Consider the following 21,203-nt stretch of genomic DNA (forward strand, 5'->3'; position numbering starts at 1 on the left):
GGCGGGGGGGGCCGCCGGGGCGGCGGCGTCGGTGCCCGGTGCCGGGGTTTCCGCGGCCGGCGCGGTGGCGGGGGCGGTCTCGGTGGCCGGCGTGGTCGCGCCGGGGGCGTTGGTCTGGCCACAGGCCGCCAGCAGCGGCAGCAGGGCGAGCGTCATCAGGAGCGGACGAAGTTTCATGGCACTGACTCCAGCATGGGAAAGGTTCGGGGGCGGGCGCCGAGGCCCGCAAAGGGACCGCACATTCTGTGCCGCGGGCGAGATGGTGTCACCCGCATTACGTTACTTGCGGGCGCCGCGCTCGCGGGCGACCAGCCAATCGGTGATGCGCAGCACGTCGTCGTAGGTGCTGCCGCCGGTGACGCGGTACTTGCCGTTGACGACCAGCGTGGGCGTGCCGCGCACGCCGCTGGCCATGGCGAAGGCACGCGCCTTCTCCAGCCGCGCGTCCACTTCCGGGCCGCGCAGCAGCGCATTGAAGCGCGCGCGGTCCACGCCGTAGCCGGCATAGAACGTGACCAGTTCATCGGCCGAGGGATTGTTCATCGGCAGCGCGCCGGTTTCGTGCAGCGCCGCGAACACCGCCGCGTGGGTCTTGCCCAGCACGCCGCTCATTTCGGCGGCGTAGTAGGCGCGCGCATACGGCACCCAGGAGGAGGACAGCGCCGCCGGTACCTGCACCAGTTGCACGGCCGGGCCCTGCTTGCGCTTCCAGGCCTGCAGCTTGGGTTCGAAATGGGCGCAATGGATGCAGGCGTAGGAGAACACCTCCGCCACTTCGACCTTGCCCTTGACCGGCGCGAACGGCTTGCCGTCGGGAATGATCTCGTAGTCCAGGCCTTCCTTCGGCGCCGGTGCGTCGGCGGCCAGCGCCAGCATCGGCAACAGCGAGAACAGCGCCGACAACACGAGGCGCAGGGTCAGGCGGATCTTCATGGGGTTTCCTCCACGGGCGCTGGAAAAAGAAACGCCGGCCATGGTGGGGCCGGCGCAATGAACAGGAGCTGTGAATCAGGACCGCGACGAAGCGGCGAAGTTCACGACTTCTTGGCGGTCGTGGTCTTCGCGGCGGCCTCGTCGTCGGCGCGGTCGTGCAGGCCCTGCAGATAGCTGCCCAGTGCCTGGATTTCCTGCTCGGTCAGCGAGTGGACGACCTGCGCCATGGTGTTGAAATGGGTGGGATCCTTCTCGGTGGTCGTGCCCGCCTGGTACTCCTGCAGGCGGCGGACCACGTAGGCCTGCTGCTGGCCGCCAATGTGCGGATAGGCCGGGCCCGGATTGCCGGCGCCGGTGGGGCCGTGGCAGGCCATGCAGGCCGGAACGCCGCGGCTGGCGTCGCCGGTGCGGTAGAGCTTCTGGCCGATCTCGTAGAACTTCATGTCCTTGTAGACGCCGTCGGCGACGACCGAATCGTCGGCCAGGCCGGCACCGGCCTTCTGGGTGGCGAAGTAGGCGCCGACATCGCGCATGTCCTGCGCGCTGAGGGTCTGGGCGAACGGCACCATCACCGCGGCCAAGCCACCGGTGCGCTGGCCATCGGCGAACAGCGCCAGCTGGCGGGCGATGTAGCGCTCGCTCTGGCCGGCGATGCGCGGGTACTGCGGATCGGTCGGGTTGCCGTCGGCGCCATGGCAGGCGGCGCAGGCGGCGGCCTTGGCCTGGCCGGCCTTGGCGTCGCCCCAGGTGGTCTTGGTCAGATCGACATCCAGCGACGCGGTCTCCACCGGCGCATTGTCCGGCACCGGTACGACCGTGGTCTGTGCATAGGCAACCGCCCCAACGGCCGCAATGGCCAGTCCTGCAAGTCCCCAAACGCGAGCGTGGCGCATGTGCTAAAGCTCCGAAAACCTTCAAGAAGCGGCGCCCCATGGCGGCCGCGAAACCCCGGAATTATCCCTGCGGGGGGGCTCCGCGGTCAATTCGGATGCGCCGGAACGGCGGATCCGGGCCGCGATCGCCGTCCGGCGGCCCAGTCCGCGGCCCGACCATGCCATCCTAGTGGCATGTCGAACCTGCTCAATTCCGCCCGCTACCTGCTCTCGGCGCACAATTTCCGCCAGCTCCCGCCCGATAGCGGCCGGGAAGTGGCTTTCGCCGGCCGTTCCAACGCCGGCAAGTCCAGCGCACTGAACGCGCTGACCCGCCACAACGCGCTGGCCCGGGTGTCCAAGACGCCGGGCCGGACCCAGCAACTGGTGTTTTTCGAGGTCCAGCCGGACCGCCATCTGGTGGATCTGCCGGGCTACGGCTACGCCAAGGTGCCGCAGGAACTTCAGGCGCACTGGCAAGCCTTCATCCAGGACTACTTCCAGCGCCGCGACGCGCTCAAGGGCCTGGTGGTGGTGATGGACATTCGCCATCCGCTCAAGGACTACGACCGGCAGATGCTGGGCTATGCGGTCCAGCGCGGGCTGCCGGCGCACGCGCTGCTGACCAAGGCCGACAAGCTCGGCCGCGGCCAGCAGTCGCAGACCCTGCAGGCGGTGAAGAAGGAGCTGTTCTCCGCCTTCGGCGACAGTGTCGGCGTGCAGGTGTTCTCCTCCGAGTCCAAGCAGGGCGTGGACGAGGCGCGCCAGGTGGTCATGGACTGGCTGGAACTGGCCTAGCGCGCGCCGGCCCGGCAACCACCGGGCCTTCCGATCACGGTTCGCCAGGCAGCGGCGAGAACTCCGCCGGCACCCAGGCGAAGGCGTCGTCGTCGCGACGGACATGCCCCAATCCCGGAAAGGGAAGGTGCGCGCCCGCCAGCCACCAGCCGGCGTCGGCGGTCCGGGCCATGAGCGCGCGGCGGCTGGCGATCGCCTGGCCGCGATCCAGATCCGCCTCGAAGGAAGCGTCCGGGCGCGCGAACTGCACCGCGTGGTAATGGACGATGTCGCCCCAGACCAGCAACTGCTGGTCCGCGCCGGCCTCGAACAGAAACGAGGTATGGCCCGGCGTGTGTCCGTGCGAATCCAGGCCGCTCACGCCGGCGGGCAGCCGTTCGCCTTGCGCGAACAGGTGCAGCCGGCCGGCGGCGCGATAGGGCGCCACCGCATCGCGCGCCATCTTGAACAACGGGCGATACATCGCCGGTGTGTCGGTGCGGGTCTCGGTCGCCGGATCCAGCCAGTAGTCGGCGTCGGCGCGCGCCAGCCAGACGGTCGCGTTCGGGAACGCCTCGCGCCCCTGCGCATCGAGCAGTCCGCACAGGTGATCCGGATGCGCATGGGTGATCAGCACCTGATCGACTTGCTCCGGTGAATAGCCGGCATGGCGCAGGTTTTCCAGCACATGGCCCAGGCCCGGTCCGAAGCATTGCGCGGTGCCGGCATCCACCAGGGTCAGCACGTCGCCACGCTGGACCAGATAGGCGTTGACCGCGGTCTGCAGGCCTTGCGGAGATTCGGGAACGTGGCGGGAGGACAGCAGCGCCTGCTTGCCGGCCTCGTCGATCCCGGACAGCTCCGCGCGCGCCAGCGGCACCACGCCGTCGAACAGCGCGGTGACATGCAGGTCGCCGATGGCCTGGTGGTAGACGCCGGGCACCTGCCGGGCGGGCGCGGTCTGCGCGCCGGCGGGCAGGGCGAGCGTGGCCAAAAGGGCGAACGCGAACGAGGCCAGCGGGAAAAGACGGGGATGCAAGCGGATGGAAACCATGGGGGAAGAATCGAAGCGGCGTCGCCGCGGAGATTTCATCCTAGGTCGGCGCCCGCGAGCGCAACGCTCAATCCGTGGCGTCAAACGCTCAATGCGGTTCAGGCATTGCCGATGCGCGCGGGATCCAGGCCGTAGCGTTCGCTGAAGCGACGACTGAAGCTGGCGACCGAGCGGTAACCGACCCGTGCCGCGACCGTCTTCACCGGCCAGTCGGTGGTGTAGAGCAGATCCATCGCGCAGGCCAGGCGCGCGGCGGCGATGATCTCGCGCAGCCCGGTACCTTCGCCGGCCAGGCGCCGACGCAGGGTCGCGCCGCTCAGGCCGAGCGTGGTTTCGATGTGCTGCGACTGCCAATCGCGGGCGGGATCGGCGCGGATCAGATCGCGAATCCGCATCGCCAGGCGGGGGGGCGGGGGCACCAGCATGGTCGTGTGTCCGCGCCGGCACAGCGCCACGGTCAGCGCGGCCAGCGCCAGCCGCGCCTCGGTGTAGTGACCGGCCTGCAAAGACGCCAGCCAATGCTGCAGCTCCGGTGCGAAATCGGCGCTGTCCAGGCGCGCGAGATCGTCGCCCCGGCCGGTGATCGGTTCGGACCACAGCAGGCGCGCGGCGGCGAGCACTTCCTCGCACAGCGGAATCGTGACCGTCAGGTAGAGGCCGCTGTCCGGGTCGGGAATGTTGACCACGTCCATCCGGCAGCGGCGCGCGATCAGGAACAGATCGCCGGGTGCGAATTCCAGCGCCTGCGCATGCGTGCGCACCTGCTTGCGACCGCGCAGCACGATCGCGATGCAGGGGTGATCGATGTCCACCGCATGCGCGCCGTGCTCGTGGCGCGCGGTGATGCAGGCGTAGCCTTCCGCGCGCGTGCAGTCGACCAGCGCGCCGAGACGCACGAGCAGGGAGGGACCGGGGGCGACGACCGCATTCATCGGCAAGGCGATGGACTACACGGCGACATTGAACAATCGGCCCACCAGCGCCGCCGCCGCCATCGCCACCGCGCCCCAGAAGCCGACCCGCCACGCGCCGCGCAGCACCGGCGCGCCGCCGATGCGCGCGGCGAGGCCGCCGGATACCAGCAGGCCGACGAGGGTGACGGCGGTGGTCACCGCCGCGACCCGATCCGCTGGCGCCAGCACTGACGCGACGATCGGTACCGCCGCGCCCGCGGTGAAGGCGGCGGCCGAGGCCAGCGCCGCCTGCAACGGACGCGCGCGCAATTCCTCGGTGATGCCCAGTTCGTCGCGCGCATGCGCGGCCAGCGCGTCATGGGCGGTGAGCTGTTCGGCGACCTGGCGGGCGAGCGCGGGTTCGAGTCCGCGCTGCACGTAGATCTGGGTGAGTTCGGCGAGTTCGAGCCCGGGCTCGGCATGCAGTTCGCGTTTCTCGATGGCGAGATCCGCCGCTTCGGTGTCGGCTTGTGACTGCACGGACACATATTCGCCGGCCGCCATCGACATCGCGCCGGCGACCACGCCGGCGACGCCGGTCATCAGGATGGTTTCGGGCGCCGCGCCGCTGGCGGCCACGCCGACCACGATGCCGGCCACCGAGACGATGCCGTCGTTGGCTCCCAGGACCGCCGCGCGCAGCCAGCCGACCCGGTTGGTGCGGTGGAGTTCGGGATGGCGGCTGGTGGGAAGCGGGCGGCGAGGCATGGCGGCAGGGTAGCCTCCGCGCCACGCGGGGTCGAGCCGGGAGCGGCCAGCACAGGTGCGGAACACTGCGATGTGGGCGATGGCGATGATGCCGGGACGGGCGGCACGCTATATTGCCGCCCTTGTGGCGCCTGCGCCGCAGCCCCACATCGTCGTTCCCTGCCGTGCGAGTCCGCCTTTGTCCAGCCCCAGCCACGTCGCCGATACGCTGATCACCGATCGCACGCAGCTCGTGCAGTACATCGCCGGTGGCGAGAAACCACGCGCGGACTGGCGCATCGGCACCGAGCACGAGAAGTTCGGTTTCCGCCTGGACGATCTGCGTCCGCCGGAATTCGACGGGGAGCGCGGCATCGAGGCGCTGCTGAAGGGCCTGACCCGGTTCGGCTGGGAAGCGGTCGAGGAAAAGGGCCGGGTGATCGCGCTGACCCGCGACGGCGCCTCGGTCACCCTGGAACCGGCCGGCCAGCTGGAGCTTTCCGGCGCCGCGCTGGAAACCATCCACCAGACCTGCGTCGAAGTCGGCACCCACCTGAAGGAAGTCAAGGAAGTCGCCGATGAACTGCGGCTGGGTTTCCTCGGCATGGGCTTCCAGCCCAAGTGGCGGCGCGACGAAATGCCGTGGATGCCCAAGGGCCGCTACAAGATCATGAAGTCGTACATGCCCAAGGTCGGTTCGCTCGGCCTGGACATGATGACCCGCACCTGCACCGTGCAGGTCAACCTGGATTACGCCAGCGAAGCGGACATGGTGAAGAAGTTCCGCGTGTCGCTGGCGTTGCAGCCGATCGCCACCGCGCTGTTCGCCGATTCGCCGTTCACCGAGGGCAAGCCGAACGGTTACCAGAGCTATCGCTCGCACATCTGGACCGATACCGATCCGGATCGCACCGGCATGCTCGACTTCGTGTTCGAAGACGGTTTCGGCTACGAACGCTACGTCGACTATCTGCTCGACGTGCCGATGTATTTCAGTTACCGCGACGGCATCTACCACGACGCCAGCGGGCAGAGCTTCCGCGACTTCCTCAAGGGCGAGCTGCCGGTGCTGCCGGGCGCGCTGCCGACCCTGCGCGACTGGTCGGATCACATGACCACCGCGTTCCCGGAAGTGCGGCTGAAGAAGTTCCTGGAGATGCGCGGCGCCGACGGCGGCCCGTGGAATCGCCTGTGTGCGTTGCCGGCGTTCTGGGTGGGCCTGCTGTATGACGACACGGCGCTGGACGCGGCCTGGGATCTGGTGAAGGACTTCAGCCTGGTCGAGCGCCATGCCCTGCGCGACGGCGTGCCGCGCGACGCGCTGAAGCTGCCGTTCCGCGGAGGCACGGTGCGCGACGTCGCCGCCGAGGCGCTGAAGATCGCGGTCGCCGGCCTGCGCCGCCGCGCGTGCGTGAACAGCAAGGGTGTGGACGAAAGTGGCTTCCTCGACGCGCTGATCGAAATCGTGGAATCCAACGAGACGCCGGCCGAGCGCAAGCTCAAGCTGTTCGCCGGCGAATGGAACGGCAGCGTCGATCCGGTGTTCCGCGAGTTCGCCTACTGAGGCACCGCCGCCGGATCGCGGGCCCGACCGGCGGCCTGCGCGTTGGCAGGGCTCAGGGATCGGCGATCCGCTCGAAGACGATGTTCTCGGCGACCGGGCCCGACAGCAGGAAACCGGTCACGCGTCCGGCGCCGTCGCGCTGGAACGCGATCTTCTGCAGGAACCACGCCGAGCTGCGGAACAGATCGCGCTGGTAGGGTTGCAGCGTGGCCGTTGGCCAGCGCGGGTGATGGATGCGCAGTTGGTCGCCTTCGACCGTCAGCACGTAGTCCGTGTCCAGTTCGTCGCTGTGATAGCGACCGGCGAACTCGCCGGCGCGCGCGCTGGCGGGATCGAACGCCGCCAGCTTCACTCGAAGGGCGTCGATCCGGCCGTATTGGCCGATGACGAAATGCAACCGGTCAGGCCGGCCCTTTCCCCCGGTGGGAAATTCCAGCACCTGATTGAATTTTTCACTCAACAGGAAGCGGTTGGCCGACAACGCGGGCAACGCCTCCGGATCGGGATCGTCGAGCGTGGCGACGAACAGGCGGCGACCGTCGCTGGTGACGCGGAAAAAGTAGCCCGGGAACAGTTCGTAGTCGCCGGCATACGCCGCGAGCTGGCGGCGGCCCGGCCCGCTTTTGTCCGTTGACGACACGCGGTAACCAGGGCGATGCGACAGGTAGGCTGCGGCGACGCCGTAGGCGATTTCCGAGGTGTCGACATCGTTGGCGTTGGCCACCACCGCCACGCTGAAGCGCTCGCCGGGCACGCGCAGCAGGAAAGCGCGATAGCCCGCGTCGCGGCCGCCGTGGCTCCAGGTATCCAGGCCGTTCCAGGCATGGCGTTCCTGGCCGAGCGCATAGAAGTTGACGGTGCCGTCCACCAGCACGCCCTGCTCCCGCATGCGCGTGAACAGCGCGGCGTTGCCGACGGCGTGGGTCTCGAAATTCAGCGCCCAGCGGCTGAGATCGGCGGCGGTGGTCAGCAGGCCGGTGGAGCCGGTGGTGGTGCTGTTCAGCACGTCGCGGACGTAGCCGTCCTTCGTCGATCGCCAGGACGGCACCCGATGCGGCACCCGATCGTCGATTTCGTCGCCGAAGCGCGTGTCGCGCATGCCCAGCGGCTGGAAGATGCGCTCGTCGCAGAACGCCCGCAGCGACTGACCCGAGACCCGCCGCACCACTTCGCCCAGCAGCGCATAGCCGGTGTTGTTGTACTGGTACCGGCTGCCAGGCGCGAAGTTGCCGCCGCGCTGGCGCAGCACCATCCGCAGGACCTGCTCATCGGTGAGCAGATCCTCCTCGCGCCAGCCGGCCGCGGGCATCAGGGTGCCGAAGTCGCGCAGGCCGGCGGTGTGGTTGAGCAGTTGCCGCAGGGTCATCGGCGCCCAGTCGGCGGTTTCCGGCAGATGGCGCGAGAGCGGATCGTCGATGGATAGCTTGCCATCCTGTTCCAGCAGCAGGATCGCGAAGGCGGTGAACTGCTTGGAAACCGAGGCGACGTGGAAGACCGAATCCGGGGTGACCGGCGTGGCCTGCTCCAGATCGGCGGAGCCGACCTCGGCGTGCTGGACGATCCGGCCGTCCAGGGTGATCGAGACGGCCACGCCGGGCATGCCGGGACGGTCCCAGGGAGCCAGCAGGGCGCGCACCGCCGCCTCGGTCGCCGGGGCGGAGTGGAGGGGCGGGGCCGCCTGCGCCCGCGCGCCCGGAAACGCCGGCCAGGCCAGCAACAGCAGGAACAGGAAACGCCGCATCGGTGGCTCCTTCGCAGATGAGGCGCCGACGATGCCGGCCGGGGGCCGTCAGCATCGACCGACTTCGCGAAGTCGGACGACCGATGCGCTATGGGGTCGGTCGCAGCGGCGGCGACGCCGTCGCATCGGCTTCCCGGCGGTACGCGGTCGGCGTGGTGCCCTGATGGCGGGCGAATGCGGTGTTGAAGGACGACTTGGTGTTGAAGCCGGCGCGGTGCGCGATGTCCAGCACCGTCAGGTCACGCAGGGCCGGATCGCGCAGGAGCTCGGCGGCCTTGGCCACCCGATGCCGGTTGATGAAATCGAAGAAGTGCACGCCCAGTTGCTGGTTGAGCAGTTGCGACAGCTCGCGCTGGCCCCAGCCCAGGCGGCGGGCCAGCGAGCGGATGGTCAGGGAGGGATCCAGGAACGGTTCCTGCGCGGCCATGAAGGCTTCGAGCCGCGCCAGCGCCGCCGGGTCGGTGGACACGGCCGGCGCGGGTTCCCCGACCGCAGTCAGGGAAGCGGATTGCGGCGCGACCACGGCCACGGCCGGGTCCGGTGGCGCAGGCGCTGCATCGGCGGCGGATTCGGTGTCGGCCGGCACCCCCAGGAACAGGTGCTGGCGGGTCAGCGCGGTCAGGGTGAAGGCGCAGGTGATCACGGCGGCGAAGCTGGCGACCACCGGATCCAGCAGCCGGTACAGCGCGATGTCGCCGCTCCACCAGGCCAGGGTCTTCTGCAGCACGAAGAAATTCGCGAACGCGGACACTGCCAGCAGCGTCGCGAGCCAGCCGAAGGTCGCGCTGTCCGGGTTCGAGCAGGTGTCGCGATAGGTGCGGCGGTAGCGCAGCAGCACCCGCACCATCAGCGCCAGGTAGACGTAGTACTGCACGTGCAGGAGCAGGCTGCCGATGCGTGCGACCGAGACCGTTGCGGCCCTGCCATCGGACAGGGCGCCGGTCCACAGCAGCGCGAGCATCATCGTGCCCGCCAGCGCCAGGCCGGCCAACAGGAAGGGACGCACCCTGCTCCCGGGAAAGCACAGCGAGACGACGTAGGCGTAAAGCAGCGGATCCTGCAGGAACGCCAGTGGCGCGCGGTACATCATCAATTCGCGCAGCGACACAGGCAGCAGCGTCGAGGCCCAGCCGATCACGTCCAACCCGGTCAGCAGCAGGAAGCCACCGAGGAAACGGTTGGCGGACTTCAACGGCCCCGGCGTCACCCACAGGAACAGCGCCAGCAGCAGGCACAGGCCAGCGGTCATCACGCCGAGTGGGGGGAGCAGGGGTGACGCCATCTTCGCGGGCAGGAGGGCATTCGGAACCAACGCCACTATAGACAAGCACGGGGTGCCGGACCGCGCGAGGGGCGATCGTCATGGGAATGCTGCAAGCGGGTGCCGGTCTCCACCAATCGATCCCGATTCGTGCTCCTTTGATCCGCAGGGAGCCATGGAGCGGTCATCAAGCCCTTCAATCCGGGCAGTCACTCGGATACCATACCCCAGTATTGGATAGGAGGCGGCCATGCCCCACACCGAGATCGAGAAGAAGCGGGTGCTGACCCGGGTGCGGCGCATCCGCGGCCAAGCCGAGGCGCTGGAACGCGCGCTGGAGGCCGGTACCGAGTGCGGTGCGGTGTTGCAGCAGATCGCCGCGATCCGTGGCGCGGTCAACGGGCTGATGTCGGAGGTGATGGAAGCCCACATCCGCGAGGAGTTCGGCCAGCCGGCCCAGTCCGACGCGCAGCGCCAGGCCCGGGTCCGTGAAATGGCCGGGCTGGTGCGCTCCTATCTGAAATGAACCCGCCGGACGATGGCACGGATTCGTGCCCTCGTCCGCACCGTCGTGCCGTCATCCCAGGAATACGCAGGAGAATCCCCATGAAAAGCCGTGCCGCCGTCGCCTTCGCTCCCGGCAAGCCACTGGAAATCGTCGAGATCGACGTCGCCCCGCCGCGGAAGGGCGAGGTGCTGATCAAGATCACCCACACCGGCGTCTGCCACACCGATGCGTTCACCCTGTCCGGCGATGATCCGGAAGGGTTGTTCCCGGTGGTGCTCGGCCATGAAGGCGCCGGCATCGTGGTGGAAGTGGGCGAGGGAGTGACCAGCGTCAAGCCGGGCGACCACGTGATTCCGCTGTACACCGCCGAATGCGGCGAGTGCCTGTTCTGCAAGAGCGGCAAGACCAACCTGTGCGTATCGGTGCGCGCCACCCAGGGCAAGGGCGTGATGCCGGACGGCACCAGCCGCTTCAGCTACAACGGCGAACCGATCTACCACTACATGGGCTGCTCGACCTTCAGCGAGTACACCGTGGTGGCGGAGGTCTCGCTGGCGAAGATCAACCCCGAGGCCAACCCGGAACATGTCTGCCTGCTCGGCTGCGGCGTGACCACCGGGATCGGCGCGGTGCACAACACGGCCAAGGTGCAGCCCGGCGACTCGGTCGCGGTGTTCGGACTCGGCGGCATCGGCCTGGCCGTGATCCAGGGTGCCCGCCAGGCCAAGGCCGGGCGCATCATCGCGATCGACACCAACCCGTCCAAGTTCGAGCTGGCGCGTGAATTCGGCGCCACCGACTGCGTCAACCCGAAGGACTTCGACAAACCGATCCAGCAGGTGATCGTCGAGATGACCGGTTGGGGCGTCGATCACAGCTTCGAGTGCATCGGCAACGTCAACGTGATGCGGGCCGCGCTGGAATGCGCGCACCGCGGCTGGGGCCAGTCGGTGATCATCGGCGTGGCCGGCGCCGGCCAGGAGATCTCCACCCGTCCGTTCCAGTTGGTCACCGGCCGCAAATGGATGGGCACCGCCTTCGGCGGCGTGAAGGGACGCAGCCAGTTGCCGGGCATGGTCGAGGACGCGATGAAGGGCGACATCGAACTGGCGCCGTTCGTCACCCACACCATGGCACTGGATGCCATCAACGAAGCGTTCGACCTGATGCACGAGGGCAAGTCGATTCGTTCGGTGGTCCATTACTGATTCCGGAAAGGCGAACACATGCAACGCATCGAACAACACGCCTGCTTCGGCGGCTCGCAGGAAGTCTGGGCCCACCGCTCGACGGTGCTGGACTGCGACATGCGGGTCGCCGTGTACCTGCCGCCGCAGGCGAAGACCCAGCGCCTGCCGGTGCTGTACTGGCTGTCCGGGCTGACCTGCACCGAGCAGAACTTCATCACCAAGGCCGGCGCGCAACGCTACGCCGCCGAACATGGCGTGATCCTGGTGGCGCCGGACACCAGCCCGCGCGGCGATGACGTCGCCGACGCGGAAGGCTATGACCTGGGCAAGGGCGCGGGTTTCTACCTCAATGCCACGCAGTCGCCGTGGTCATCCCACTACCACATGTACGACTACGTCGTGGAAGAGCTGCCGGCGCTGATCGAGGCGCACTCTCCGGCGACCGGCGCGCGCGGGATCAGCGGGCACTCGATGGGCGGGCACGGCGCGCTGATCGTGGCGCTGAAGAACCCGGGCCGGTATCGCAGCGTGTCGGCGTTCTCGCCGATCGTCGCGCCGGCGCGCGCGCCCTGGGGCGAGAAGGCGTTCACCGCCTATCTGGGCGAGGACCGCGAGGCCTGGAAAGGCTGGGATGCGAGCGAGCTGGTCGGGCATGCCAGCGAACGCCTGCCGCTGCTAATCGATCAGGGCGAGGCGGACGAGTTCCTGGATGGCCAGCTGAAGCCGCAACTGCTGCGGGATGCCTGCGACCGGGCCGGGTATCCGCTGAGGCTGCGGATGCGGCCGGGATACAATCACAGCTACTACTTCATCGCCAGCTTCATCGGCGAGCACATCGCCCACCACGCGGCGGCATTGCGGGCCTGAGGCCCGCCGGAGTCGACAGCGGCCGCCGTCAGGCGGCCGAGACGTCGCGCAGTTCCCAGGCGCTGCCGGACAGCAAGCGCAGGCGGTGCTTCAGCACCTGGCCGGGAATGGAGGTGGTCGCCACCAGCACGATCCGCAGATCGTCCTGCTGGCCGGAAACGCGGGCGCCGGGATCGGTCAGTCCCAGTCCGGGATCGACGTCATCGGGGTCGTCCTGCTTCAGCCGCCAGCGCTGGAACAGGCCATCGCTCTGCAGCGCCGACTGCAATTGCGCCGCGAATTCGTCGGCGCCGTGGGCGGTGAAACTGAGTGCCGGATCGCCACCGCGGGCGCGGTCGGGGTCGGGCAGGCTGATGTAGTAACGCACGGCCATACGAGCCTCTCGTCCTTGGGTGGCTAAGGTTAGCGATCCCGAGCGTTAGCTGTCCGTTATGACGGCGACGCAGGCTTAAGCCGGCTTGAACACGTGCGGTTCGGAGGCGAACCCCACCACCATCGCACCCTTGCCGACGTTGACCATGCCGGTCAGGCTCATGACGCTCTCGAACACCTCGACGTTGTGGTTGGCGCAGATGTCGCGCAGGCGCTGGTAGCCGGGCAGGGAACGCATTTCCGCCAGTTCGCCGCCGTAGCCCAGGCACACGGTGGGCGTCATCAGGCCGTCCATCACCCGATGGCCGGTAAACCGGAACAGCTGCTCGACCGCGTTGTCGAAGCCCTTGATCTTGGCGACCGGCTCGGTGTTGCCGGCATGCCCATGCAGCACCGGCTTGATGTCCAGCGCGCTGCCCAGCGCGGCGCTGAGCAGGCCGACGCTGCGATCGCCCTTGGTCCGCGCCCGCGCCCGCAGGTAATACAGATCGCGGGGAATCATGTAGCCGTGGGTGTGGTTGGCCAGTTCCTCCAGGCGCACCCGGATCTGTTGCACGCTGGCGCCGGCCGCGCGCATGCGCACCGCTTCCACCGCGGTGACGCCCTGCGCGGCGAACAGATTCTGGGTATCGATCACCCGCAGCGCGAACGGCGAGTTGAAACCCGCCGCCTGCCGCACCGGCTTGTAATCGTTGAGGATGGCAAAGCTGGCCTGCATCGCGTTGTCGTGGATCGGGCTGCGCGTGCGGGTGATGGTCAGGCAGAACACGTGGTCGTAGTCCATCACCAGCTTGCCCAGGAACAGATCCCGGATCTGGGCGACGGAGAATGGCGTCGTCTCGGCCTCGTGCCCGCGCTCGGCCACGTGCGCATGGAGGAAGCTGAGCGTCGCTTCCTCGTCGCGGTGATCGGTCAGTACGGCGTCACCGATGCGCACGGTGATCGGCAGCAGGATGATGTTGTTGTCGCGCAGGAAATCCTGCGGTAAATCACAGGCGGAGTCGACGACGATTCCGATGCGCATCTTTGCCCCTCCCGGCAGGTATCGCATTGTCAGCCATCGCACGCTAGCGCAAGCGGTCCGCCGCGTCGCGTCCCGGAAGTGGGATTGTGCGAGCGGTCACTATATGGCGGGTGTCGTCACACTAGAAACGAGATTACAGACAGGTCTCATCAGAGACTTATGACTAAATATTAGTGTGACTATCATCACAAAATAACCGTCTTTCCCCTTGTGGCACGGGGGGCCCATGTCCACACTTCCGCCCGCAGGACAGGGAGCGGCATGAAACTGGGGTGGGTGTGGATTCTGCTGGGGACGGCGCTGACGCAGCCGGCGGTGGCGCAGGAAGGCGGCATCGCGCGCGTTGATCCCATCCTGCCCGTCGTCGCCACGCAACAGGCCGACCAGACCGTGGGCCTGTTTTCCGAACGCCGCTTCGAGCAAGCGCTGGCCGATGAAGCCAACCCGACCACGCCCGGCCCGCACGTGCTCGGCAACGGCGAGTGGCGGCTGCAACCGCAGGGCGGCATCGAATCGCCATTGCTGGTGGTGTACCACCCGTACAGCGCGCGGGTCACCGTCCTGACCGGGCCCGGTGTCGCGCCGGTCAGCCATCGCCTGTTCGACCCGGATCTGGATCCGCGCTATTCCCGCCATGCGCTGGTGTTTCCGCTGGCCGGCGACGCGCCGGTCTACGTGAAGGTGGAGGACGCGCGCTACCCGTTGCACGTCAAGGTGGAGTCGCGCGCCGAACACGCCGCGTCCGACCTCCAGCACACCCGCATGCTGATGATGGCGATGGGCGTGACGCTGGGCGTGTCGTTGACCGTGCTGCTGTTCTGGCTGGTGCTGCGCGAGCGGGTCTACCTGCTCTATGCCGGTGCCATGCTCGCGCAGATGCTGTATGTCCTGTGTTCCTACGGCGAAGCGTATGCCCTGCCGGGCCTGCGGGTGCTCTGGCATTTCGGCGCGCCGGGCATCTGGTACATCGCCACCCTGGCGACGATGCTGACCACCGCCCTGATGATCGAATACGCCGATCTGCGCAGGCACACGCCGCGATTGACGTCGTGGATGCGCTGGACCGGCATCCGCCTGCCGGTGCTGGCGTTGCTGTTCCTGCTGTTGCCCTGGCCGGCGCGGAAGGACTGGTTTCCCGATCTCGGCAATGGCCTGTTCCTGCTGACCCACGCCCTCAGCATCCTCAGCCTGGCGCTGGCCGGGCGCAACGGCAGCCGCCATGCCGCCTACTTCCTGGCCGCGTGGGTGCCGCTGATGGTATTCGGCATCTGGCGCGCGGTGCGGATCAGCCTTGGCATGCCGGTACAGGATTGGCTGGATTACGGCTATCCCTTCGTCCTGGGCTACGCCTCGGTGGTGATGGCGCTGGGCCTGGCCGATCGCGTGCTGACGTTCCGCCAGGAACGCGATACGGCCAAGGAGCACGCCGAGCGCGATGCGCTGACCGGCGTGCTCAACCGTGGCGGCATCGAGTACCGGCTGGACTGGGCCATCCTGGAACGCCGCCGCGAACACATTCCGCTGTCGCTGCTGTTCATCGACCTGGATGTGTTCAAGCAGATCAACGATCGCCATGGACACGCCTTCGGCGATCACTGCCTGCGCGCGGTGACCCGGGTGATCAGCGAGGAGTTCCAGTACGGCGATCAGTTGGGGCGGCTGGGCGGCGAGGAATTCGTGCTGGTGCTGACCGGCGTGGATGGTCGCGCGGCCGCGACGCTCGCCGAGCGCGTGCGCGCCAAGATCGCGCGGCATTGCCGGGTGGTGGACGAAATCGAGGTTGGCCTGACCGTCAGTGTCGGGGTGGCCGAATGCACCGCCGAGGACACCGTCGCCAGCCTGATCAAGCGCGCCGACGAAGCGATGTATCGCGCCAAGCGCGCCGGCGGCAACCAGGTGGTGGCGGGAGACGACCCCGCCGCCGGCGTCGCGGCGAGCTCGCGCTGGGCGGCCGACAACGAGGGCTGATCGCGCTCGCTGGCTCCGCGCCTCGGTTCCTCAGTGCCAGAGACCCAGGATCAACCCGTACAGGATGAACTGCAGGGTGTGGTAGCCGCCGTCGATCAGCCACAGCTTCAGCGAGCGGCCGGCGAACAGGTAGTTGATGCCGAAGCTGGCGGCGACCCAGCCCACTCCGGTGACCGCGCCGGTGCAGACGGCGACGCCCAGCGCGGGGCGCGGACCCAGGAACCAGGCGAACACGGCCGCCGCGATCAGGCTCAGCACGAAGGCGCCACCGAAAATGCGTGCCGGATGGCCGTTGGAGGCGTCCGGATCCACGCCGGCCTCGCGGCACCACGCCTGCTTGAACAGCGGGCCGTACCAGAGGCCTCCCAGCAGGAAAGCCGACGCCGCGGCGGCCAGCACCGCCAGGAAATTGATGTGCTCCATTTGCCGCTCCCCGAGGCCGGATGACGCGCCAGTGTAGGCGCGTCATGGGTGTCTGGACAGGCGTGCCGGGGTGGGCGATGCCCGCGCCGCGCATGGCCCGGCCGGCTGGCGCCGGCTGGATTGTCTTTCCTCAGCGGCTGTAGGCGCGCGGCAGGGCGCCGCTGTCGCGCAGATAGCGATCCCGCAGTTCGGTCTGGCGCGAACGCATCGGCATGGCCTTGCCGCCCAGCCAGATCTGCTCGGCGGTATTGATCACGTCCAGCGGATCCCCGCTCCACAACACCAGATCGGCCAGCTTGCCCGGCGCGATGCTGCCCAGTCGATCGTCCACGCCCAGTGCCTGTGCCGGTACCCGGGTCAGTCCCGCCAGGCCCTGTTCCCACGGCAGTCCGTTGGCGACCGCGTTGCCGGCGTGCTGGCGGATCTTGCGCGCGTTGTGCGAGGCGTCGCCGGACTGGGTGAAGCCGACGCTGACGCCGGCCGCGTCCAGCCGCTTCGCGTTCTCCAGGGTCGCGCCGATCTGATCGAAGTCCGACGGCAGCGCGGCCAGTCCGTCGATGAACACCGGTACCCGCGCCTGCGCCAGTTCCGGCGCCAGCTTCCACGCTTCGGCGCCACCGCTGATCGCGATGCGGACGTTCTCTTTCTTCGACCAGCGCAGCAACTGGCGGATGTCGGCGGCGCGGTTGACGCCGATCACCAGCCGGCCGTTGCCGGCCAGGTATTTCGCCAGCGTGGCGCGGCCGGCCGGCGTGAGCAGGGCGTGCGGTGAATCGGCCGGAATGCGGCCACGGGCTTCGGCGACCAGCTGGTCCAGCAGCATCCACTGCGCCGCGCGCGAGTTGCCGCTCAGGCCGGACGCGCCGCCGCCGAGGCGGACGAACAGCGCACGCGGGCCGATCGGATCGGCGCTGCCATCCAGTCGCACGACGCCACCCTGGCCGGCGATGAAGGACGCGCCGGTGCCGGCGCCGAGCAGGGTGAAGCCCAATCCTTCCACGCGCGCCACCGGCACCAGCACCGAGGCCGGGTTGTAGGCGAGGGTGACGTCGAACTCCGGCCGCATCGGCTGCAGGTTGCCCAGCGAGACCGAACTGTCGTCAGTGGCCTGTTCGCCGGAGACCTCCTCCACGCCGATCTCGGTGATACCGGCGAACAATGCCGGCGTCAGCGGCTTGCCCGCCGCGTCGACCACGTCAACGCCCGCGGGCGCGGGCAGGCCGGTGCCGACGGACTGGATCACGCCGTTGCGGATCAGCACGTCGGCATGCTTGAGCGTGCCCTGCGCGGTGGCGGTGTGCACGGTGGCGTTGCGAATCAGGACGTCCTGCGCGAAAGCGGGTGTGGCCGCGACGGCGGCGGCGAGCAGGCACAGGCGACCCAGCAGGTGGCGGCTCATCGCGACACCTCCTGGCCGAGCAGGAAGTCCGAGACGGGTTGGCGGCTCCGGTCGTGGCGGTCGTACACGCGCGCGCCGTCGATGTAGACCTGTTCGGCCTGCGCGTACACGCTGAAGGGGTTCTGGTTCCAGATCACCACGTCGCCCATCTTGCCCGCCTCCAGGGTGCCGGTCTGCGCGGCCACGCCCAGCGCCTTGGCCGGATTGGCGGTGAGCCAGCGGATCGCGTGTTCGGGCGTGATCTCGCCCATGCCGGCGCGGCGCGCGCTGGCGATCACCTTGGCCGCCTCCTGGTTGAGGCGCTGGATGCCCTCGTCGGAATCCGAATGCACGATCGCGCAGCTGTTGGCGGGACGATCGACCAATGCGATGTTTTCCTGGATGCCGTCGAAGGCTTCCATCTTGAAGCCCCACCAGTCGGCCCACAGGGCGCCGCAGACGCCCTCGGCGGCCAGCCGGTCGGCCAGCTTGTAGGCTTCCACGCCGTGGTGGAACGCGGCGACCTTGAAGCCGAACTCCTTGGCCAGGTCGAGCATGGTGGCCATCTCGTCGGCGCGGTAGCAGTGGATGTGCACCAGGATGTCGCCGTGGATCGCGCCGGCGAGGGTGTCCAGCTTCAGATCGCGCTTGCCGCCGCTGTCGCCGCTGCTGTCCTGGCCGTCACCGGAGCCGCGCTGCCACCAGCGCTTCTTCTTCGGTTCCGACTCCTTCGGCGCATTCTTTTTCAGATATTCGGCCGCATCGATGAAGGCGGCGCGGTAGCCGGCCACGTTGCCCATCCGGGTCATCGGCGGCACGCCCTTGCCGCCATACACGCGCTTGGGATTTTCGCCGCAGGCCATCTTCAGTCCCCACGGCGCGCCCGGGAACTTCATGCCCTGGTAGGTGGTGGCGGAAACGTTCTTCAGGGTCACGCCGCGCCCACCGACCAGGTTGGCCGAACCGGGCAGCACCTGCAGGGTGGTGACGCCACCGGCCAGCGCGGTGTGGAAAGCGGGATCCTGCGGCCACACCGAATGCTCGGCCCAGACGTTGGCGGTGACCGAACCGGTCATCTCGTTGCCGTCCTGGTGCGCGCGCGCGCCGGGACTCGGGTAGACGCCCAGGTGCGAATGCACGTCGATGATGCCGGGGGTGACCCACTTGCCGCGCGCGTCCACGCGGGTGGCGCCTTCCGGCGCCTGCAGGCCGCGCCCCACCGCCGCGATGCGGCCGTCCTGCACCAGCACGTCGGCATCGTCCAGGCGTTCGCCGGTGCCGGTCAGCACGGTGGCGTGTTCGATCAGTACCGGCGCCGAACCGAGCGGACGATAGGTGCTGGGATAGGGATCCTGGATGAAGCGCGAGGCCGGCGTCGCCGCCTGGGCCGTGATGCAGAGCAAAGCCAGGCCGAACCCGGCCATCAAGGTCAGTCGCATGGTGTATTCCCCGGAAGGTGGCTGGACCCTAACCCGGCCCGTGCCGGCTTGCCAAGTGCGGGAGGCCGTGCGTGCGAGAATGGCCTGATAACAACGAGAACGAGGATGCCCATGAAGGACAAGAACGAAATCGTCGACAACTGGCTGCCGCGCTACACCGGGGTGCCGCTGGACCAGTTCGGCGAACACATCCTGCTGACCAACTTCGGCGGCTACCTCAACACCTTTTCGCAGCTGACCGGCGCGCCCATCGTCGGCCTGGACCGGCCGATGGCCAGCGCCACCGTCGACGGCATCACCATGATCAACTTCGGCATGGGCAGCCCGAACGCGGCGACGATGATGGATCTGCTCTCCGCGATCATGCCCAAGGCCGTGCTGTTCCTGGGCAAGTGCGGCGGCCTGAAGAAGAAGAACCAGCTGGGTGATCTGGTACTGCCAATCGCGGCCATCCGTGGCGAAGGCACCAGCAACGACTACCTGCCGCCGGAAGTCCCGGCGCTGCCCGCGTTCGCCCTGCAACGCGCGGTCTCGACGATGATCCGTGATCTGGGCCACGATTACTGGACCGGCACCGTCTACACCACCAACCGCCGCGTGTGGGAACACGACGACGCGTTCAAGGAACGCCTGCGGGTGATGCGCTGCATGGCGATCGACATGGAGACCGCGACGGTGTTCGCCGCCGGCTTCGCCAACCGAATTCCGTGCGGCGCGCTGCTGCTGGTCTCGGACCAGCCGATGATTCCGGAAGGGGTCAAGACCGAGGCCTCCGACGCCAAGGTCAGCTCGGCGTTCGTGCAGAACCACATCAACGTCGGCATCGAGGCGCTCAAGCTGATCCGCCGCAACGGCAAGTCGGTCCGGCACCTGAGGTTCGACGAGTGATCCAGGCGACGGAACGGCCGGTGATCCGCGTCCGCCGCGCCGCCCTGGGCGACGAGCAGGCGTTGGCCGCGGTGGGCGCGGCCAGCTTCCTGGAAACCTTCGCCGGGGTGCTGGAGGGCGCGGACATCCTGCGCCATTGCCAGGATCAGCATGCGGCGGCGCTGTACGCGCGCTGGCTGGCCGATCCGGAACTCCGGATCTGGCTGGCCGAACTCGAGCCCGGTGCGGCGCCGGTGGGCTATCTGGTGCTGTCCCCGGCAAACCTGCCGGTGTCGGACCCGCAACCCGGCGATCGCGAGGTCAAGCGCATCTATCTGCTGCACCGCTTCCAGGGCCACGGCATCGGCGCGGCGTTGATGCGCGCGGCCATCGACGAGGCGACCGCGCTGGGCGCGCCGCGCCTGCTGCTGGGCGTATACGCGCACAACCACGCGGCGATCGCGTTCTATCGCAAGGCCGGCTATGTGCCGGTCGGCGAGCGCCGGTTCCAGGTCGGCGGACGCGAATACGACGACCACCTGCTGGCGCTCGCACTGCCGGGCTGAATCCCGCGGCACGTCCACGGAACGCTGCGTGCGGCGGCCGATGCGCCGTTGCGCCGCCGCAGCGGTTAGCCTTGCCGGCGGACACGAATGGAGATTCCGAGATGAGCGACGCCCGCCGCGTGATCGAGTTCTGGCGCGATGCCGGCTACGAAAAATGGTTCGCCCGCGATGAAGCTTTCGACGATCGCTTCCACGACGAGTTCCGCGAACTGCATTTCCGCGCCGCGCGCCGCGAACTGGAAGGCTGGATGGACCAGGCCGAGGGTGCGCTGGCGCTGGTCCTGCTGCTGGATCAGTTTCCGCGCAATTGTTTTCGCGGCAGCGCGCACTCCTACGCGACCGACGGATTGGCGCGCCACTACGCGGCGCGCGCGGTCGATGCCGGTTTCGATGGAAGCGTGGAACACGCACTGAGGATCTTCTTCTACATGCCGTTCGAACATTCCGAGGCGCTGGCCGATCAGCAGCGCTCGCTGGATCTGTTCAACGCCACCGGCGATGCCAACTACATCCGCTACGCGCAGCTGCACTACGACATCATCGCCCGCTTCGGCCGTTTCCCGCACCGCAATCCGGCGCTGGGACGCGGCTCCACGAACGAGGAACTCGCCTATCTGGCCGAGGGTGGTTTCAGCGGGTAGGGTGGCCGGGTTCCGTGGACGACGGCGGCTTTGCTCCCGGCCTGCCCCCATCCGCCCCCGTATCAAGTACGGGGCAAGTTCTTTGGGCACCTTCCCCCGCACGCGAGGGAAGGATGTC

21 protein-coding genes are annotated in these 21,203 nt (G+C 68.4%); 9 read left to right on the forward strand and 12 right to left on the reverse strand.

The window, feature by feature from the left end; genetic code table 11:
• Positions 1-279: 279 nt before the first annotated feature.
• Both IB228_RS14650 and IB228_RS14655 read right to left on the reverse strand, forming a co-directional pair.
• Positions 280-927, reverse strand: a complete 648-nt coding sequence (locus IB228_RS14650; protein ID WP_192199214.1) for a thiol:disulfide interchange protein DsbA/DsbL — start codon at positions 925-927, stop codon at positions 280-282.
• A 107-nt stretch (positions 928-1,034) separates the two neighbouring features.
• Positions 1,035-1,826, reverse strand: a complete 792-nt coding sequence (locus IB228_RS14655) for a c-type cytochrome (protein ID WP_192199020.1) — start codon at positions 1,824-1,826, stop codon at positions 1,035-1,037.
• Positions 1,827-2,000: 174 nt separating this feature from the next.
• Here IB228_RS14655 and yihA point away from each other — a divergent pair, with 174 nt between their 5' ends.
• The gene (gene yihA / locus IB228_RS14660) at positions 2,001-2,603 is read left to right on the forward strand and encodes a ribosome biogenesis GTP-binding protein YihA/YsxC (RefSeq protein WP_183640504.1); all 603 of its coding nucleotides are present in this window, start codon (positions 2,001-2,003) and stop codon (positions 2,601-2,603) included.
• A gap of 34 nt (positions 2,604-2,637) precedes the next feature.
• Here yihA and IB228_RS14665 read toward each other — a convergent pair whose 3' ends face one another.
• The 3 genes from IB228_RS14665 to IB228_RS14675 form a co-directional block, all read right to left on the reverse strand.
• Positions 2,638-3,636, reverse strand: a complete 999-nt coding sequence (locus IB228_RS14665; RefSeq protein WP_192199021.1) for an MBL fold metallo-hydrolase — start codon at positions 3,634-3,636, stop codon at positions 2,638-2,640.
• 98 nt (positions 3,637-3,734) lie between these two features.
• On the reverse strand, positions 3,735-4,568 hold the full coding sequence (locus IB228_RS14670; RefSeq protein ID WP_183640510.1) for an AraC family transcriptional regulator: 834 nt from the start codon (positions 4,566-4,568) through the stop codon (positions 3,735-3,737).
• Positions 4,569-4,583: 15 nt separating this feature from the next.
• Positions 4,584-5,297: a VIT family protein gene (locus tag IB228_RS14675; RefSeq protein ID WP_183640513.1), complete on the reverse strand. Its 714-nt coding sequence runs from the start codon at positions 5,295-5,297 to the stop codon at positions 4,584-4,586.
• A gap of 178 nt (positions 5,298-5,475) precedes the next feature.
• On the opposite strand from IB228_RS14675, the gene IB228_RS14680 reads away from it, so the two are divergent.
• Positions 5,476-6,840 (forward strand): glutamate--cysteine ligase, encoded by a 1,365-nt coding sequence (locus tag IB228_RS14680; protein ID WP_183640515.1) that lies wholly within the window; start codon positions 5,476-5,478, stop codon positions 6,838-6,840.
• Between the two features lie 52 nt (positions 6,841-6,892).
• Here IB228_RS14680 and IB228_RS14685 read toward each other — a convergent pair whose 3' ends face one another.
• Together IB228_RS14685 and IB228_RS14690 are read right to left on the reverse strand one after the other, a co-directional pair.
• Positions 6,893-8,581 carry a serine hydrolase domain-containing protein gene (locus IB228_RS14685; protein WP_192199022.1) on the reverse strand — a complete coding sequence of 563 codons (1,689 nt, stop codon included), beginning with the start codon at positions 8,579-8,581 and terminating at the stop codon, positions 6,893-6,895.
• 88 nt (positions 8,582-8,669) lie between these two features.
• Positions 8,670-9,830: a helix-turn-helix domain-containing protein gene (locus IB228_RS14690; protein ID WP_192199023.1), complete on the reverse strand. Its 1,161-nt coding sequence runs from the start codon at positions 9,828-9,830 to the stop codon at positions 8,670-8,672.
• Positions 9,831-10,092: 262 nt separating this feature from the next.
• Here IB228_RS14690 and IB228_RS14695 point away from each other — a divergent pair, with 262 nt between their 5' ends.
• From IB228_RS14695 to fghA, 3 genes are all read left to right on the forward strand, one after another.
• Complete coding sequence (locus IB228_RS14695) at positions 10,093-10,368, forward strand: metal/formaldehyde-sensitive transcriptional repressor (protein WP_192199024.1); 276 nt, start codon at positions 10,093-10,095, stop codon at positions 10,366-10,368.
• A gap of 80 nt (positions 10,369-10,448) precedes the next feature.
• Positions 10,449-11,558 carry an S-(hydroxymethyl)glutathione dehydrogenase/class III alcohol dehydrogenase gene (locus IB228_RS14700; RefSeq protein WP_192199025.1) on the forward strand — a complete coding sequence of 370 codons (1,110 nt, stop codon included), beginning with the start codon at positions 10,449-10,451 and terminating at the stop codon, positions 11,556-11,558.
• An 18-nt stretch (positions 11,559-11,576) separates the two neighbouring features.
• A complete protein-coding gene (fghA, locus tag IB228_RS14705) occupies positions 11,577-12,407 on the forward strand; it encodes an S-formylglutathione hydrolase (protein ID WP_192199026.1) in 831 nt (276 codons plus the stop codon).
• A 28-nt stretch (positions 12,408-12,435) separates the two neighbouring features.
• Here the strand turns inward: fghA and IB228_RS14710 are convergent, their stop codons facing one another.
• Both IB228_RS14710 and IB228_RS14715 read right to left on the reverse strand, forming a co-directional pair.
• Positions 12,436-12,780, reverse strand: coding sequence for a hypothetical protein (locus IB228_RS14710; protein ID WP_141454454.1), 345 nt, complete (start codon positions 12,778-12,780; stop codon positions 12,436-12,438).
• 75 nt (positions 12,781-12,855) lie between these two features.
• Positions 12,856-13,803: a DegV family protein gene (locus IB228_RS14715; protein WP_183640532.1), complete on the reverse strand. Its 948-nt coding sequence runs from the start codon at positions 13,801-13,803 to the stop codon at positions 12,856-12,858.
• Between the two features lie 261 nt (positions 13,804-14,064).
• Here IB228_RS14715 and IB228_RS14720 point away from each other — a divergent pair, with 261 nt between their 5' ends.
• Positions 14,065-15,771, forward strand: a complete 1,707-nt coding sequence (locus tag IB228_RS14720) for a diguanylate cyclase (protein ID WP_192199027.1) — start codon at positions 14,065-14,067, stop codon at positions 15,769-15,771.
• A gap of 30 nt (positions 15,772-15,801) precedes the next feature.
• Here the strand turns inward: IB228_RS14720 and IB228_RS14725 are convergent, their stop codons facing one another.
• The 3 genes from IB228_RS14725 to IB228_RS14735 form a co-directional block, all read right to left on the reverse strand.
• A complete protein-coding gene (locus IB228_RS14725) occupies positions 15,802-16,194 on the reverse strand; it encodes a DUF1761 domain-containing protein (protein WP_192199028.1) in 393 nt (130 codons plus the stop codon).
• 130 nt (positions 16,195-16,324) lie between these two features.
• Positions 16,325-17,593, reverse strand: coding sequence for an amidohydrolase family protein (locus IB228_RS14730; protein WP_192199029.1), 1,269 nt, complete (start codon positions 17,591-17,593; stop codon positions 16,325-16,327).
• Positions 17,590-19,011 (reverse strand): amidohydrolase, encoded by a 1,422-nt coding sequence (locus tag IB228_RS14735; protein ID WP_192199030.1) that lies wholly within the window; start codon positions 19,009-19,011, stop codon positions 17,590-17,592. Before IB228_RS14735 ends, IB228_RS14730 begins: the two co-directional genes overlap by 4 nt.
• A gap of 111 nt (positions 19,012-19,122) precedes the next feature.
• On the opposite strand from IB228_RS14735, the gene IB228_RS14740 reads away from it, so the two are divergent.
• From IB228_RS14740 to IB228_RS14750, 3 genes are all read left to right on the forward strand, one after another.
• Positions 19,123-19,899, forward strand: a complete 777-nt coding sequence (locus IB228_RS14740) for an AMP nucleosidase (RefSeq protein WP_183640544.1) — start codon at positions 19,123-19,125, stop codon at positions 19,897-19,899.
• 20 nt (positions 19,900-19,919) lie between these two features.
• Positions 19,920-20,444 carry a GNAT family N-acetyltransferase gene (locus IB228_RS14745; RefSeq protein WP_343227088.1) on the forward strand — a complete coding sequence of 175 codons (525 nt, stop codon included), beginning with the start codon at positions 19,920-19,922 and terminating at the stop codon, positions 20,442-20,444.
• A 101-nt stretch (positions 20,445-20,545) separates the two neighbouring features.
• Positions 20,546-21,085, forward strand: a complete 540-nt coding sequence (locus tag IB228_RS14750) for a DUF924 family protein (RefSeq protein ID WP_192199031.1) — start codon at positions 20,546-20,548, stop codon at positions 21,083-21,085.
• The last annotated feature ends 118 nt before the right edge of the window (positions 21,086-21,203 follow it).

Source organism: Pseudoxanthomonas sp. PXM04, from assembly GCF_014851695.1.
Taxonomy (GTDB): Bacteria; Pseudomonadota; Gammaproteobacteria; order Xanthomonadales; family Xanthomonadaceae; genus Pseudoxanthomonas_A; species Pseudoxanthomonas_A beigongshangi.